General features: G+C 61.8%; 15 protein-coding genes. 4 read left to right on the top strand and 11 right to left on the bottom strand.

Annotated features, from left to right (window positions below; translation table 11 throughout):
• Nucleotides 1-36: 36 nt before the first annotated feature.
• Nucleotides 37-1,071 (bottom strand): 5-oxoprolinase subunit C family protein, encoded by a 1,035-nt coding sequence (locus KIO76_RS20550; RefSeq protein ID WP_502761910.1) that lies wholly within the window; start codon nucleotides 1,069-1,071, stop codon nucleotides 37-39.
• The gene (pxpB, locus tag KIO76_RS20555) at nucleotides 1,065-1,799 is read right to left on the bottom strand and encodes a 5-oxoprolinase subunit PxpB (RefSeq protein WP_213325467.1); all 735 of its coding nucleotides are present in this window, start codon (nucleotides 1,797-1,799) and stop codon (nucleotides 1,065-1,067) included. The genes KIO76_RS20550 and pxpB overlap by 7 nt, the downstream gene beginning before the upstream one ends.
• Before the next feature lie 348 nt (nucleotides 1,800-2,147).
• On the opposite strand from pxpB, the gene KIO76_RS20560 reads away from it, so the two are divergent.
• Nucleotides 2,148-3,212 carry a tartrate dehydrogenase gene (locus KIO76_RS20560; RefSeq protein ID WP_213325468.1) on the top strand — a complete coding sequence of 355 codons (1,065 nt, stop codon included), beginning with the start codon at nucleotides 2,148-2,150 and terminating at the stop codon, nucleotides 3,210-3,212.
• A 46-nt stretch (nucleotides 3,213-3,258) separates the two neighbouring features.
• On the opposite strand, the gene KIO76_RS20565 is transcribed toward KIO76_RS20560, so the two are convergent.
• The gene (locus tag KIO76_RS20565) at nucleotides 3,259-3,972 is read right to left on the bottom strand and encodes a GntR family transcriptional regulator (RefSeq protein ID WP_213325469.1); all 714 of its coding nucleotides are present in this window, start codon (nucleotides 3,970-3,972) and stop codon (nucleotides 3,259-3,261) included.
• 186 nt (nucleotides 3,973-4,158) lie between these two features.
• Here KIO76_RS20565 and KIO76_RS20570 point away from each other — a divergent pair, with 186 nt between their 5' ends.
• A complete protein-coding gene (locus KIO76_RS20570) occupies nucleotides 4,159-5,244 on the top strand; it encodes a tartrate dehydrogenase (protein WP_213327043.1) in 1,086 nt (361 codons plus the stop codon).
• 162 nt (nucleotides 5,245-5,406) lie between these two features.
• On the opposite strand, the gene KIO76_RS20575 is transcribed toward KIO76_RS20570, so the two are convergent.
• The 3 genes from KIO76_RS20575 to KIO76_RS20585 all read right to left on the bottom strand — a co-directional run bounded on the left by KIO76_RS20575 (nucleotide 5,407) and on the right by KIO76_RS20585 (nucleotide 8,365).
• On the bottom strand, nucleotides 5,407-6,525 hold the full coding sequence (locus KIO76_RS20575; RefSeq protein ID WP_213325470.1) for a L,D-transpeptidase family protein: 1,119 nt from the start codon (nucleotides 6,523-6,525) through the stop codon (nucleotides 5,407-5,409).
• Between the two features lie 241 nt (nucleotides 6,526-6,766).
• A complete protein-coding gene (locus KIO76_RS20580) occupies nucleotides 6,767-7,348 on the bottom strand; it encodes a DUF924 family protein (RefSeq protein ID WP_213325471.1) in 582 nt (193 codons plus the stop codon).
• 243 nt (nucleotides 7,349-7,591) lie between these two features.
• Nucleotides 7,592-8,365, bottom strand: a complete 774-nt coding sequence (locus KIO76_RS20585) for an SDR family oxidoreductase (protein ID WP_213325472.1) — start codon at nucleotides 8,363-8,365, stop codon at nucleotides 7,592-7,594.
• Nucleotides 8,366-8,507: 142 nt separating this feature from the next.
• On the opposite strand from KIO76_RS20585, the gene KIO76_RS20590 reads away from it, so the two are divergent.
• On the top strand, nucleotides 8,508-9,431 hold the full coding sequence (locus KIO76_RS20590; protein ID WP_213325473.1) for a LysR family transcriptional regulator: 924 nt from the start codon (nucleotides 8,508-8,510) through the stop codon (nucleotides 9,429-9,431).
• A 69-nt stretch (nucleotides 9,432-9,500) separates the two neighbouring features.
• Here the strand turns inward: KIO76_RS20590 and KIO76_RS20595 are convergent, their stop codons facing one another.
• Nucleotides 9,501-10,250 (bottom strand): SDR family NAD(P)-dependent oxidoreductase, encoded by a 750-nt coding sequence (locus KIO76_RS20595; RefSeq protein WP_213325474.1) that lies wholly within the window; start codon nucleotides 10,248-10,250, stop codon nucleotides 9,501-9,503.
• 228 nt (nucleotides 10,251-10,478) lie between these two features.
• Here KIO76_RS20595 and KIO76_RS20600 point away from each other — a divergent pair, with 228 nt between their 5' ends.
• Nucleotides 10,479-11,342 carry an IclR family transcriptional regulator gene (locus KIO76_RS20600; RefSeq protein WP_213325475.1) on the top strand — a complete coding sequence of 288 codons (864 nt, stop codon included), beginning with the start codon at nucleotides 10,479-10,481 and terminating at the stop codon, nucleotides 11,340-11,342.
• A gap of 60 nt (nucleotides 11,343-11,402) precedes the next feature.
• Here KIO76_RS20600 and KIO76_RS20605 read toward each other — a convergent pair whose 3' ends face one another.
• From KIO76_RS20605 to KIO76_RS20620, 4 genes are read right to left on the bottom strand one after another with little or no spacing between them, the layout of a single operon-like run.
• Nucleotides 11,403-12,377 (bottom strand): branched-chain amino acid ABC transporter permease, encoded by a 975-nt coding sequence (locus KIO76_RS20605; RefSeq protein WP_213325476.1) that lies wholly within the window; start codon nucleotides 12,375-12,377, stop codon nucleotides 11,403-11,405.
• A 1-nt stretch (nucleotide 12,378) separates the two neighbouring features.
• Complete coding sequence (locus KIO76_RS20610; RefSeq protein WP_213325477.1) at nucleotides 12,379-13,266, bottom strand: branched-chain amino acid ABC transporter permease; 888 nt, start codon at nucleotides 13,264-13,266, stop codon at nucleotides 12,379-12,381.
• A gap of 12 nt (nucleotides 13,267-13,278) precedes the next feature.
• Nucleotides 13,279-14,007, bottom strand: coding sequence for an ABC transporter ATP-binding protein (locus tag KIO76_RS20615; RefSeq protein ID WP_213325478.1), 729 nt, complete (start codon nucleotides 14,005-14,007; stop codon nucleotides 13,279-13,281).
• Nucleotides 14,000-14,758 (bottom strand): ABC transporter ATP-binding protein, encoded by a 759-nt coding sequence (locus tag KIO76_RS20620; protein WP_213325479.1) that lies wholly within the window; start codon nucleotides 14,756-14,758, stop codon nucleotides 14,000-14,002. Before KIO76_RS20620 ends, KIO76_RS20615 begins: the two co-directional genes overlap by 8 nt.
• Nucleotides 14,759-14,822: the final 64 nt, after the last annotated feature.

Below are 14,822 nucleotides of genomic sequence, written 5' to 3' on the forward strand. Positions count from 1 at the left end.
CAGCATACAGCTCAGATAAAAGTCCATTGAACGAGACTAGGCGATGTCCCCCTCCTCCACAGGATATCGGCCGTCGACCACACCGCTGATGAGGTTCAGCCCGAGCAGCCGGCGCGCGTCGAGGTCCGGGCGGGCGGGCTTCAGGCGGCCCGCAAGCGATGCGATGGCGGCGCGATGCTGGCGGGCCAGTCGCACCGCCTCTTCCCGTTCGATCGCCCGGAACGTCAGCTCCGTGCCGGGCACGGATTGCGCCAGCCGATCAAGATCGGCGCTGATCACCGTCGCGATTTTTGGGTAACCACCCGTCGTCTGTCGGTCGCGCATCAGCACGATCGGCTGGCCATGGCCCGGCACCTGCACATGGCCGCTGACGATGCCGTCGGATACAATATTGTGGCCACCCGCGGCGATGAGCTTCGGCCCATCAAGTTGATAGCCCATGCGGTCGATACGCGGGGAAACGCGATATCTCTCCCCGAGAAAGCGGGCGATTGTCGCCGGCTCGAAATAGTCGTCCTGCGGGCCGAGAACAACACGGACAGGACCTCCCTCGACAGCCGGCCCGTCCGTGAACCGGCTCGGCCGGGCCTGCTCCGCGACGGGGCAGGGCAGCCGGTCGCCGGCGGCAAGCGGCCGGCCGACAAGGCCGCCCATGCCCGAGCGACGGTGCAAGGAAAGGCTGCCAAGTTCAGGCGCCGCATCAAAGCCACCCGCAACGGCCAGATAGGCGTAGAGCCCGGCGCGGCAGGCACTCACCGTCAGCACCTCGCCCTCGTGCAGCAGCACGGAGGTGAGCGGCGCCAGGGGCGTGCCATCCACGGTAAGTGTCGCGCCGCCACCGGCGAGCGCCACATGAACAGGCCCTCCCTCGCAGATCATTGAGCCCCCCTGCACCATGAACTCGATGGCGGCAACGTCGGTGGCGTTTCCGACCAGCACATTGGCAACCGCGAGCCCGGACTGGTCCATCGCGCCCGCCGGGGAGACGCCGAAGCGCTGGTAGCCAAACCGCCCGCCATCCTGAAGTGATGTCGCCGGCCCGCAATCGCGCAGAATGAGAGCGCTCACGATGCCACAAGCTCCGCGACCGGCTCGCCGGCGTCGGCGGCCTTGTCGAGGGCTGGCCAACGGTCGGCCGCGACCGGCTCGAATACGATCTCATCACCCGCCGCGATTAGGAAAGCGGGATCACGGCCAGGTTGATAGGGCCGAACGGGCGTGCGCCCCAGGAGATGCCAGCCGCTCGGCCCAGCGATCGAGCTGATCGCCGCCTGCGCGCCCCCGATGATGACCGAACTCGGGGGGATGAGCAGGCGCGGCTCCGCCCGACGCGATGTGGCGAGCCTGGGATCGAGGCCGCCCAGATAGGTGAATCCGGGCAGGAAGCCGATCATGTAGACACGATAGACAGACCCGCAATGCGCCTCGATCAGCTCTGACTGCGAGAGACCGTGCTGGGCCGCAACATCAGAGAGATCTTCCCCGAATTCACCGCCGTAGACAACGGGAATGCGCCAGCGCCGCGCGCTAGCCTCACCGGTCGGCGGGTCGGCGGCGAGGGCGAGAAGCGCGTCCGGCAGCGCTTCAGGGTCCGCGGCGACCGGGTCGAAATGGATGAGCAGTGAACGATAAGTCGGCACCGTCTCGACAACGCCGGCGAGAGGCCGTGCCTTCAGCGCCGCGTCAAGGGCCAGGACCTTGGCGTTGAGAACGGGATCCACCGCGTCGCCGAATTCAACGGTCAGCGCCGTGTCGCCGCAGGGGCACACGCGCGGATAGTTTGTTGGGGTGGAAGCCATGCGACGCACCGCCATGTCAGGAGCCCTGCACGCATGGAATCCGTGCACGCTCCTCCACGTGATGTGGCGCCATCCGGAACCTTGTTCTCGTGGCCATGACTTCTGGTCGCCTATCGTCTTGGGCCATGCCGATATCAGATCTTTCTCACAAAGCCGCATAGCCCGCGACATGCAAGAGCTTTTACCACGCCCCCCATCGATCCGCGCAGGCAGTGGCGCGATGGACCTCATTCGCGCTGCCGATCACTGCGAATTGCGCGTGCGGGCTTCCCCTTGGCACATAACGGCTGTATCGGAAAACGCGTGTCCGATCGCGGACAGGTTGCGGATCATAGCAGAGGACAGCCGATGAGCTCTTATGGCATTGCCGTCATACCCGGCGACGGAATCGGCGTCGAAGTGGTCGCAGCATCAAGGAAAGTGCTCGATGCGGCCGCCGATATCTTCGGCTTTGGCCTGGACTATGAGCATTTCGACTGGTCATGCGAGCGTTACCTCGCGACGGGCCACATGATGCCGGAGGACGGCATCGAGCAGTTGCGTCCCTTCGATTCCATCCTGCTGGGCGCGGTCGGCTGGCCCGCAAAGGTGCCCGATTCCGTGTCCCTGCATGGCTTGTTGCTTCCCATCCGCAAACAGTTCGGGCTGTACGTCAACGCACGGCCACATCGCCTGCTGGCTGGCGTGAAGGGCCCCCTGCGCGCGGAGAATTTCGACATCCTGTGCATCCGGGAGAACACGGAGGGCGAGTATTCTGGTGCCGGCGGGCGGCTCCATGTCGGCACGCAGGATGAGGTCGCGGTCGAGACCGCGATTTTCACCCGCAAAGCTGTCGAACGGATCCTGCGCTACGGCTTCGAGCAGGCGCGCCGCCGCACCAAGCGCCTGGCTTCCGTGACGAAGTCCAACGCGCAGAAGCACTCCATGGTGTTCTGGGACGAGGTCACCGACATCGTCGCCAGGGACTATCCCGACGTGGAGGTTAAGCGTTACCACGTCGACGCCATCGCGGCCCGGTTCATCACGAACCCGGAAACGCTCGATGTCGTTGTCGCCTCTAACCTATTTGGCGATATCCTCACCGATATCGGCGCCGCCATCCAGGGCGGCCTCGGCTTCGCGGCCTCTGCCAATATCAATCCGGAGGGCGGCGTGCCGTCGATGTTCGAGCCCGTGCACGGCTCGGCGCCGGATATCGCCCATCGCGGCATCGCCAACCCACTGGCGACGATCTGGACCGCCGCGCTGATGCTGGAGCATCTCGGCGAGGCCAAGGCCGGTGCCACCATCCTGGCGGCCATCGAGGCGACGACGCGCGCTGGCGACGTGTTGACGCCCGACCAGGGCGGACGCGCTTCCACGAACGAAGTCGCCGAGGCGGTGGTGGCCAACCTCCGCGCCGCCGCCCGGTAACTGGATAGTCACCGGCAGACCGCACCCAAGTGCGCGGCGCGGTCTCCTATCTTTGTCCTCCGAGCGGCCGCGGGCGGACGAAACCATGGGCGGCGAGAAGCGGCAGGATGATCGCCCGGGCGGCCTCCCGATGGGCGCCGGCCGCCGCGGCCGCTGCCGCGCCGTCACCAGCGGCAATAGCGGCGATGATCGCATCATGCTCGGCCGCCGCCTTCTCCGGCAGGGGCCTCAGACGCAGGGTGAGCATTCTCGCCCGATGTGCCTGGTCAGAGACCGTCTCAACGATCCGCACTATGCGGGCATTGCCGCAGTTCTCTACCAGTGCGCGATGGAACGCCTCGTCGCCCTGCGCCCAACGATCGAGATCGCCGTCAGCCAATGCCGCGCGCATCCTGGAGGTCGCATCGCGCAGGTTTCCGAGCGCGTCGTCCCGTTGTTCTCCGGGCAGGCTCGCCAAGCGCCGCGCCGCCACGCCCTCAAGCCCGACCAGCACATCATAAATTTCGTCGATGTCGCTGTCGGCGATCACCGTGACGAACACCCCGCGCTTAGGGATAAGTCGCAGGAGCCCTTCCTCCTGCAGGCGGATGACCGCGTCATGCACGGGCGTTCGGCTCATGCCGAACTGGGTGGCCAGTTCCTGCTCCGAGCCGTGGTATCCCGGCGTCAGACGGTTGTCACGGATCGCGGCCTTGATCGCGCTGTAGGCATCACTGACGAGCGAGGAGCGCGTAGCGGATTCGGGGTGTGGCTTGGACATGCTCTCTTCATAACCGAGATCTGCTCCATCAGCCCAGCCACCTTGCCCCCCAGCCGCCTCTGCGGCCTTTCGGCAGAACCCGCCGGCGGACTCACCTGCAGCCCTCAGATGCGATTGACCCCGGCGGCGAGCCGTGGTTCATCTTCCATGGAAGATTGCATGGAAGAAGATCGCGAGGAAGCCCCGATGAGAACCTACAGGCTCGCAGTCATTCCCGGCGATGGCGTCGGCAAGGAGGTCATCGCGGCTGGAATCGAGGTGCTCGAGACGCTCGCCCAGCGCGAAGGCAGCTTCGCCTTCGCTTTCGACCATTTCGACTGGGGATCGGACTACTACAAGCAGCACGGGCGTATGATGCCGGATGACGCGCTGGCCCAGATCGCCGGCTGCGACGCCATTTACTTCGGCGCCGTCGGGGCTCCCGACGTGCCGGACCACGTGACCTTGTGGGGACTTAGGCTGGCGATCTGCCAGCCCTTCGATCAATATGCGAATGTACGCCCCACGCGCATTCTGCCGGGCATCCGCACGCCTTTACGCGACATCGACGACAAGGCGCTCGACTGGGTCATCGTGCGCGAGAACTCGGAGGGCGAATATGCCGGCCAGGGCGGGCGCTCGCATCGCGGCCTGCCGGAGGAGATCGCCACCGAGGTTTCCATCTTCACCCGCGCCGGCGTCACCCGAATCATGCGCTATGCCTTCGCACTGGCCCGCTCGCGGCCACGCAAGCTCCTGACAGTGGTGACGAAATCCAACGCCCAGCGGCACGGCATGGTGCTGTGGGACGAGATCGCCGCCGAGGTCGCCCGCGACTTTCCCGATGTCACCTGGGACAAGATGCTGGTTGATGCCATGACGATCCGCATGACCTTGAAGCCGGAAAGCCTCGACACGATCGTCGCCACCAATCTGCACGCCGATATCCTCTCGGACCTCGCCGCGGCGCTGGCCGGCTCGATCGGCATCGCCCCCACCGCCAATCTCAATCCGGAGCGGCGTTTTCCCTCCATGTTCGAGCCGATCCACGGTTCAGCCTTCGACATCATGGGCAAGGGCATCGCTAATCCCATAGCCACCTTCTGGTCGACGGTGATGATGCTGGAGCATCTCGGCGAGCCCGCGGCCGCCGCGCGCCTCATGCGCGCGATCGAGCGCGTCACGGCGGATCCGGCACTGCACACGCCGGACCTCGGCGGGAGGGCGACGACCCGCGATGTCACCCACGCGCTCTGCGAAGTGCTGCGCGGCGACAATACCGTGCCTGGCTAAAGCATTTCCCACGATTTAGTTTCCCTGCCCCTCAGTCGTATGGTCGGACTGATGCGGACATCTCGAGAGAGGCTCATGCCCCTCCGATCGTGATCCGCGGCAAAGGGCCGAGGATGACGCCCCGGGAATCAGGCGACCCAATCTCGGTTGAAAGGACGCCAATCAGCGAATCGAGCTTGTGACTTCCACGCCATCGAGGAATTCAACGGGGACACCCGGCTGCACCAGCTTGACCAATTCCTCCACGTCCCAGTTGGTCAGCCTGATGCAGCCATGGCTATTCGTCTTGTCGATCCGGCTGGGTTCCGGAGTGCCGTGAATGCCATATGTCGGTTTGTCCAGGCCGATCCAGACTGAGCCAACGGGGTTATTCGGCCCAGGGGCGATGCGGAGTGCCTTCGTGTTGTCGCCCTGCTGGAAATTGACCGCGGGGCGGTACCAGTACTCGGGATTAACCGCGATCGCTCCAATCAGGTGCACACCCGTGGGTGATGGAAGGTCCCGGCTGCCGATCGTCGCGGGATAGGCGACGACGAGTTCGCCGGTCGCACTGTAACCAAGCAGTTGCTTGGTCGACTTGTCCGCGACGAGTTTCGCGACCTTCGCGCGCGCCTTCTTTTGACGGACGTCAGCGACAACGATTGTCTCGCCCGGCGCCTCAAACGTCGCTCCGGGATTGAGGCGCCGCAACAGGTCCTCGTCCATATGGAATTTCTCGGCGAGCAGTTCCACGGGATTACGATAGGCGAGCCGATAAAGAGTTGCCAATGCAGCGTAATCCTTGGGCATGTCTGGCACGAATGGCCCGGCGACATCCTCTACCGTGATGGTATAAGCCGTGAGCGGCGGCTCGGGGTTCTCCCTTTCCAGGCTATCCCAGATCGCTTGGTTGAGGACGCCGTTGACAGGCAGGTTTCGCATGGCCTGAAAAGCAGAAATCGCTTTTGCGACATTGCTGCCGAGATGCCCGTCAATTACACCGGGAGAGGCATGCACGCGATCGAGCATGATCTGCAGCTTTACGATTGCAGGGCTGACCTTGGACTGTCTCGGCAGTGCACGCGGAAAGGTCACAGCGCCTGTCACCGCGAGCCATTCCTCGCGCGTGGTGGGAAGCGGATCGCTTATGGCGGCTGCTGTTTTCGGCTTGTCGGCGGACGGCGTGTCCGCGCCAATGGATTGCGTACGATCCGGGCCGGCCTCAGGCGCCGCAAGTGCCGGAATACTATAGAGCACGGCACCGCACATCAGAACAAGGGCAGCACTCAAACGCATCGCCATTCATACCCCATCGATACGCGTCGCGCCTTCTGGGCATCCCTAAGCAGGTGAGAACAGACACCCCAGGCGATGCGCATCGCGACAACTAAGGGGATAGCAGGATTGGCTTAAAAGGAATTGAACGCGCCGATCTCCGCTCCGGACCTTGATCGCGACCAGCCTGCCAGTCCCGGTCCGCGGGATGGGTGGCAGCAGGCCGGCCCTCCCGCCGCCGATCCGCCTCGAGGAATGCGACAACGCATCACCCTTTGAACCCACCTGCATTCAGGAAGGCCACCTCTTCGGGCGTTGTCTCGCGCCCCAGAACCGGGTTGCGATGAGGAAAGCGCCCGAAGCGCCGAATGATATCGCGATGCCCCTCCGCATGCTCCAGCCATGGCTGCCCGAGTTGCCCGTTCAATGTCACGGCAATGTCCTGGTCCGCTTCATCCTCCGAATGCGAGAACGGCAGGCAGAAGAAAAGCCGCAACGCCGCCTCCACACGCTTCATATGCCCAAGCGCCAGGGCCTGACGAGCGTAAAAGCGCGCGAGGGGATCGGTGGCATACATATGCCCTGTGCCGCGAAAGGCGTTTCGCGGAAACTGATCTGTGAGGATAAGGAGGGCAAGAGCGTCCTCTGGTCTCTCCATCCACCGATCATAGCGGCGGGCCGAGACAGCGAGATGCAGGTCGAGGAAGCGCTCGCGGAAAGCGGCATCAAAGCGCTTGTCCTTGGCAAACCACCTGCCCTCCGAAGCCCGCCAAAACCCGACGACTTCCGCCGCAAGCTCACCGCTGTCCGTTCGGGTTGTCTGGCCAGCTAGAGCCTTCTTGGGCCGCATGACACCTAAATACCCTCAATGTTGCGGAGAGGTGGACTATATCCTCGTCTTTGACACATACCGCCACGGTGAGCTGCACGGGAAAATATCGTTCTCACCAGGAGGAGAAGGGGACCCAGAGCATGGGGGCATGAACTCCGGATCCCCTTCCTGGCCAGCTGCGCTGGCCATCAAGTGGGGGGACAGGAACACAGAGAGTGTCCTCTTCCCCGACGTGAGGAATGATGCGATTGGGAGCTTGCGCTATTTCGTCGTATAGCCACCGTTGACCAGGATGGTCTGCCCCGTCATCCACCAGCCCTCGGAGACCAGAAAGCGGAGATAGGGGACGATATCTTCGATGTCGGTGAGCCCCGTCTTTGAGAAATTCGACAGCGCCGCAGCGCTCTTGTGATAGGCCACCGCGTCGGCGCCCTCGGCCGGGTAGAAGAACGGCGTGTCCATGGGGCCAGGGCCAATTGCCGTGACGGAAATGCCTCGCCCGCCAAACTCCTTTGAGGCGGCGCGTGTGAAATGCTCGACCGGTGCCTTGGTGCCTGCATAGGCGGAATAGAACGGCGTATAAGCCCCCAGCAGCGAAGTCACCAATGTGCAGATCTTGCCGTTGTCATTCAGGTGCTTGCCGGCTTCCTTGAGGAAAAAGAAAGCCGACTTGGCGTTAACCGCGCTCATTTCGTCGTACTCAGTTTCTGAAACCTCGAGGATCGGCTTTTTCAGCACCTTGCCGACAGTATTGATCGCGATGTCAGGACGCCCAATCGCCGCAACCGCGTCGGAGAAGAGCTGCTCTACGGCGGCGGCAGCCGTCAGGTCCGCCTGAAACGCGACAGCTTGAGCACCGGCAGCCTTTACAGCCGCCACGGTGGCTTCCGCCTCCGGCTTCGTGGCAGCACTGTTAAAATGGATCGCAATCGCCCTCGCGCCATGCGCGGCCAAGTCGCGGGCAATGAGCCCACCGAGGTTCTTGGCCCCACCGGCGATGATAACGGTCTTGCCCCTGATGGTATGGTCGGTCACGGCCTTGCCTCCTCTACCGGCACGCGGCCACATCCCGCGACCGCTTTTGCCGATAAAGATTATCGTCTAGGCTCAGCCGATAAAGTTGCGGATTTTGACATCATCTGTCAGATATGCCGAACAATGCGAGGTTGCGCGCCCTGTGGACCGTATCGATCTTTTTCGCATCTTCACGCGGGTCGTTGATTGTTCGAGCTTCACGCGGGCGGCGGCTATCCTTGGCCTGCCACGATCTTCCGTGTCCGCAGCTGTACTGGAGCTCGAAAACCGGGTTGGAGCGCGGCTCCTCCACCGCACCACGCGCAAGGTCTCCCCGACCCAGGACGGCCTCGACTTCTACAAGCGATGCCTGCGCCTTGTCGCGGATGTTGAAGAAGCAGAAAACCTGTTTCGTCAGACAGACGCCGGCCTGACAGGCAAACTCAGGGTTGATGTTCCCGCCCGCATCGGGCGCTTGATCATCGCCCCTGCCCTGCCGGATTTTCTCAATCGTCATCCCGGCGTGGACATTGACCTCGGCGTCACCGATCGCGCCATCAATCTGATTGAGGACAGTATCGACTGTGTGCTGCGCGTGGGCACCTTGAACGATTCAGGCCTGATCGCCCGGCCTATCGGCAAGTTGCCGCTCCTCAATGTCGCGAGCCCAGCCTATCTCGATCGCTGCGGGGTCCCCAAGTCGCCGGCAGATCTCGCCAGCCACTGGGCCGTCAATTACGCTTCCCCCTCCAATGGCCGCGTGGACAATTGGGAGTGGGTCGAGGGCGACACGTTACGCGCCATGCCCATGCGCGGTCGCGTGACCGTGAATAGCGCCGAAGCCTACATCGCCTGCTGCCTCGCGGGGCTCGGGCTCATCCAGATTCCGGCCTATGACGTCAAGAGACATGTCGAGGCGGGTGAACTCATCGCCGTGATGCCAGATCATCGCGCCGAGCCGATGCCGATGACGTTGCTCTATCCGCACCGCCAGCATCTATCTCGCCGCCTCCAAGTCTTTGCGGACTGGCTCGAGTCGTTGCTGCGACGAGAACTTCTCACGTCGGATCCCTGTCCTCCGGTCTGAAGCATTTCTTGACCTATAGCGCCTGCCCACGGAGGCTGGGTTGCACCGTCCCAGCCTCGTATAACCACTTCAGTAAGTCGCACGTCCGCCAGACACGTCGAACACACCGCCCGTGGTGAAGGAGCATTCATCCGAGGCGAGCCAGCAGATCATCGCCGAAACTTCCTCGATCTGACCGAAACGTCCCATCGGTATCTTGGACAGCATGAAGTCGATGTGGGTCTGGCTCATCTGATCGAAGATTGCGGTCCGCACGGCGGCTGGGGTTACGCAATTGACGGTGATCCCACTCTTGGCAAGCTCCTTCCCGAGAGATTTAGTGAGACCGATCACCGCGGCCTTGGAAGCGCTGTAGGCAGGGGCGTTGGGATTGCCTTCCTTGCCCGCGATGGAGGCGATGTTGACGATGCGCCCGTAGCTCTTCTCGAGCATGAAGGGCACCACGGCCTTGTCGCAATAGAAGACGCCGTTGAGGTTGATGTCGATCACCTTCCGCCAGTCCTCGACGGGATAGGTCCATGTTGTTGTATTAGGGCCGGTTATACCCGCACTCGCCACAAGGATGTCGATTCCGCCGAAAGTATCGGCTGTCTTTTTCGCAGCCGCCTCGACCGCCTCCCAATCCGAAACGTCAAGAGCGATGCCGAGACCGCTGGCGCCAAGCTTCGCGGTAGCCGCCTCGATCGCTGCCGGATCCCGGTCCCAAAGAGCGACCTTGCCGCCCTCCGCGACGATACGACTGGCGACGGACAAGCCAATACCCGCCGCCCCGCCGGTAACCACCGCGACGCGGCCCGCAAAACGTGTTGCATCGGTCATCACTTCTTCTCCCATGTGACCCCGGCTTGCCGGCGGCCTTTCAGATGGTTTCGGACGGTTCATTCACTTCCAATGGCGCCGGTCCAAAATCCCATAATATGGTATTGCATTTCATATTATGGGATATAAGAAGAGGGGCTACCGAAATGTCAAGAAGCATCGCCAGTTGCAATGGCCCAAAGGCCACGCGGCGCATGGAGCGTTCAAATCGAGGAGACTGGAGAATCGATGCGAAAGGCACTTCCGACCGCTTCCCGGGAGAACGACGTCAGCCTCGAGCGCGCGACAAAGCATCGGCCCAAGGCGCCCGGCACACAGGGCGCTCAGACGCTGATGCGGGGGCTCGACGTGTTGGAGGCAATCGCCTCCGGCGCGACCGATCTGCCTGCGCTCGCGAAGAAGCTCGGCACCACGCGCACGACAACGCATCGTCTCGCGTCGGCGCTTGTCGACCGGCGCTATATCAACTTCACCCCCCGCGAGGGTTACAGCCTCGGCCCAAAACTGCTCGAACTTGGCTTTCAGGCGCGGCGGGAGATGCCCTTGAGCAAGGCCGCCCACAGCCATCTACGGCGTTTGGCGGAACATACCCTCGATACCGTCCAGCTCGGCATCCTTGATGAGGATGTGGTCTTTTACATCGACAAGGTGCCCGGGCAGCGCAGGTTCGAAATCCGCTCCAGCATCGGTGATCGCCATCCTGTATGGTCCACGGGACTCGGCAAGGCGCTCGTGCTGGACATGACCGAAGCGCAATGGGCGGCCTTCTTTGACGCACGTCGCCCCGATCTTCCCTCCCCATCTCCAAGCTCGCGGACAGTCTGGTTCGACCAGATGCGAAGCTACGCCAAGCGAGGGGTCGCCTTCGACCTTGAGGAATCGGAACCGCAATTACGCTGTGTTGCAGCGCCGATCCGGGATGCGAGCGGCGCCATTGTCGCCGCAGTCAGCGTGTCGAGCATCGCCCCCTACATGCAACCGGATCGTATGCAGGTGCTTTCACAGGATGTCCTGGAAACCGCGAAAGCGATCAGCGCTGCGCTGGGCTGGACCGATGACACCGCGGCCTCCGCTGGGGCAAAGGCGCGATAGTGCTCGGAACGTCGAGCGAGTCGATCGCGTAGAACCCCGCAGGCATGCTCGTTCATCGCTTCAAAGCGGACGCTTCAATAGCTTGGAGATAGAACCGACGATGCCTTCGCGGAAGAGAAGAACACAGACGACGAACACAACACCCTGGATCGTCGTAACCCAGTCGCCGAAGGAGGCGAAGTAATTCTGCAGGACCACGACCAACGCGGCTCCAACGGCTGGCCCGATAAACGTGTGCACGCCACCAATCAAGGTCATCAGCACCACCTCGCCGGACATCGTCCAATAGACGTCCGTCAAACTTGCGAGTTGGAAGGCTATGGCCTTCGTCGCTCCCGCCAAGCCGGCAAAGAATGCTGACAGGACAAAGGCCAGAAACTTGTACTGATTGACCCGGTAGCCGAGAGACGTCGCACGTGGCTCATTCTCGCGAATGGCCTTCAAGGTCTGACCAAAAGGCGAGTGGATGATGCGGTGGAGTGCCAGCATCGAAAGCATGAAAAGCGCCAGCACGAACCAATAAAGCGCGCGATCATCCGCCAGCGATAGTAACCCGAACAGAAATCCGCGCGGCACCTGCTGTATGCCGTCTTCTCCACCTGTAAAAGGAGCCTGCAAGGCGAAGAAATAGACCATCTGCGCGAAGGCAAGCGTCACCATTGCGAAATAGATTCCTTGGCGACGGACTGCGAGCGCTCCGAAAACCGCACCGAGAAGGGCCGCCACGATCGCTCCAAACAGGATAGCGAGCTCGGGCGTGAACCCCCAGATCTTCGCGGCATGGGCCGCCGCATAGCTCGCCATGCCGAAATAAGCGGCATGGCCGAAGGAGAGAAGCCCAACGTATCCGAGCAGCAGATTGAGCGCGCAAGCGAACAATGCAAAGCATAAAATCTTGATGACCAAAAGTGGATAAACAAGGAATGGCGCCGCCACCAGCAGGAAGAGCAGACCCAGCATGACTGCTAAATGATCGCGCGACATCCCCAATTTCTCAGGAGGGGCGGCTGTCGGAATGCTGCTATCAATCGCCATGTCAGGAGCTTTTTCCAAAGAGGCCGGCAGGTTTTACCATGAGAACGATGGCCATGATCACGAATATGACGGTCGCGGATGCCTCTGGCCAGAAGACCTTGGTGAAACCTTCAACTACGCCGAGGGAAAATCCCGTGATGATCGAGCCGAGGATCGATCCCATTCCGCCGATAACCACCACCGCGAAAACGACGATGATGAGGTCCGACCCCATCGTGGGATTAACCGCATAGATCGGCGCGGCGAGCACACCCGCAAATCCGGCGAGCGCCACCCCGAAGCCATAGGTCATGGTGATCAGAAGCGGCACATTGATGCCAAAGGCCTCAGTGAGGGTCGGATTCTCCGTGGCCGCGCGCAAATAGGACCCCAGCCGCGTCTTTTCGATCACGAACCAGGTGGAAAGGCAGACCACCAGTGATGCGACCACCACGAAAGCGCGGGAGTTAGGCAAATACATGAAGCCTAGATTATGGCCCCCGGTCAAAAGGGGCGGGAGCGCGTAGGGCAGCCCCGTTGCACCATACTGGTTGCGGAAGATCCCCGTGATGATCAGGGCCAGACCGAAGGTCAGAATCATTCCATAGAGATGATCGAGGGAATAGAGCCAGCGAAGCAGACAACGCTCGACGACGATCCCGAACAAGCCTACCGCCAGCGGTGAAAGCAGCAGTGCCCACCAGTATCCGATATCGAGATAGTACAAAAGCGCCCAGGCCCCAAAAGCACCCATCATGTAGAAAGCGCCGTGGGCGAAATTGACGATATTCAATAACCCGAAAATAACTGCGAGCCCCAGGCTGAGCATCGCGTAGAATGCGCCGTTGATCAACCCGAGCAGGAGCTGACCGAAAAGCACCTGAGGGGCAATGCCGAACAGACCTAACATCTTTCCGCTCCCCTAGACGCCGAGATAACGATTGAGTTTGGCGGTATTCGCCGCGATTTCGCCGTTGTGGAGCATGTCGATGACCTGCCCATGCTCCATCACGAAATGCCGATCTGCGACCGTCGCGGCAAAATGGAAGTTCTGCTCGACGAGTACGATCGTAAAGCCCCGCTCTTTCAGTTGGCCAATGGTGCGACCGATCTGCTGCACGATGACAGGCGCGAGTCCCTCTGTGGGTTCATCGAGCAGCAGCAGTCGTGCCCCTGTCCGCAGGATGCGCCCGATAGCCAGCATCTGCTGCTCGCCGCCAGATAGTTTGGTGCCCTGGCTCTTCAGTCGCTCGCGCAGGTTGGGGAAGAGGACGAAGATCTCGTCGATGCTCAAACCACCATCGGCAACAACAGGCGGTAGACGTAAGTTCTCATCCACATTCAGGCTCGAGAAAATGCCTCGATCCTCCGGGCAGAAGGCGATGCCGCTCCTTGCGATCGCGCGCGCGCTCAGCCCGATCGTCTCTTCACCATTGAAACGGATAGAACCACGCCGCTTGCGGACAATGCCGACAATCGACTTCAAGGTTGTGCTCTTGCCTGCGCCGTTTCGGCCGAGAAGGGTCACAACCTCGCCGGGCAGGACATCAAACTTCACCCCATGGAGCACATGGCTCTCGCCATACCATGCCTGCAGCCCGTCAACGGTGAGAAGAGGAACGGTCTTTCCGTCCGAGACCACCTCAAGCATTGGGAACCCCGATATAAGCTTCGACAACACGAGGGTCCTTCGAGACTGTCTGATAATCTCCCTCGGCCAAAATCTTGCCCCGGGTCAGCACCGTGATGCAGTGCGACAGCGATGCCACGACTGAGAGATTATGCTCGACCATCAGAATGGTCCTGTCCTTGGAAATCCGCAGGATCAACGCCGAGATCCGGTCGACATCCTCCTGCGTCATACCGGCCATCGGCTCGTCGAGAAGGAGCATTTCCGGGTCAAGCGCGAGTGTCGTGGCAATCTCGAGTGCCCGTTTACGCCCGTAGGGCAACTCTCCGGCCGCAGTAGTAGCGAATTCGGAAAGGCCAACAGCATCAACAAGCCTCCAAGCCTCATCGTGCAAAGAGGAGAGCACCCGTTCGGAACGCCAGAAGTCGAAGCAATCGCCGTGCAACCGACGCTGCAAGGCAACGCGCACGTTTTCCAGCACGCTCATTTGGCCAAACACAGCCGAAATCTGGAATGACCGCACGAGCCCAAGTCGTGCGATATCCGCCGGGCGCATCTTGGTGATGTCCCGACCCTTGTAGACAATGCGCCCGCGCGTCGGGGTCAAGACCTTTGTCAGAAGGTTGAAGCATGTCGTCTTGCCGGCACCGTTCGGGCCGATCAGCGCATGGATCGTGCCGCGTCGGACGGCGAGCGCGACATCGTCGACCGCGACAAAGCCCTTGAACTCCTTGGTGAGCCCTGAGGCACTCAGAATGATCTCGTCAGACATGGGTCCATGCGTGGTCTGGGGCGTGACTGCCCGGGAGAATTCCGGCGCAAGCGCCCAGTGCGAA

Source organism: Chelatococcus sp. YT9 (assembly GCF_018398315.1).
Lineage (GTDB): Bacteria > Pseudomonadota > Alphaproteobacteria > Rhizobiales > Beijerinckiaceae > Chelatococcus.

Coding starts and splice junctions, on each gene's coding strand:
- KIO76_RS20615 (WP_213325478.1), bottom strand. CDS start 14,007: ATGCTTGAGGTGGTCTCGGACGGAAAGACCGTTCCTCTTCTCACCGTT.
- KIO76_RS20575 (WP_213325470.1), bottom strand. CDS start 6,525: ATGGCGATGCGTTTGAGTGCTGCCCTTGTTCTGATGTGCGGTGCCGTG.
- KIO76_RS20605 (WP_213325476.1), bottom strand. CDS start 12,377: ATGGCGATTGATAGCAGCATTCCGACAGCCGCCCCTCCTGAGAAATTG.
- KIO76_RS20560 (WP_213325468.1), top strand. CDS start 2,148: ATGAGCTCTTATGGCATTGCCGTCATACCCGGCGACGGAATCGGCGTC.
- KIO76_RS20570 (WP_213327043.1), top strand. CDS start 4,159: ATGAGAACCTACAGGCTCGCAGTCATTCCCGGCGATGGCGTCGGCAAG.
- KIO76_RS20620 (WP_213325479.1), bottom strand. CDS start 14,758: ATGTCTGACGAGATCATTCTGAGTGCCTCAGGGCTCACCAAGGAGTTC.
- pxpB (WP_213325467.1), bottom strand. CDS start 1,799: ATGGCTTCCACCCCAACAAACTATCCGCGCGTGTGCCCCTGCGGCGAC.
- KIO76_RS20565 (WP_213325469.1), bottom strand. CDS start 3,972: ATGTCCAAGCCACACCCCGAATCCGCTACGCGCTCCTCGCTCGTCAGT.
- KIO76_RS20610 (WP_213325477.1), bottom strand. CDS start 13,266: ATGTTAGGTCTGTTCGGCATTGCCCCTCAGGTGCTTTTCGGTCAGCTC.
- KIO76_RS20600 (WP_213325475.1), top strand. CDS start 10,479: ATGCGAAAGGCACTTCCGACCGCTTCCCGGGAGAACGACGTCAGCCTC.
- KIO76_RS20595 (WP_213325474.1), bottom strand. CDS start 10,250: ATGACCGATGCAACACGTTTTGCGGGCCGCGTCGCGGTGGTTACCGGC.
- KIO76_RS20580 (WP_213325471.1), bottom strand. CDS start 7,348: ATGCGGCCCAAGAAGGCTCTAGCTGGCCAGACAACCCGAACGGACAGC.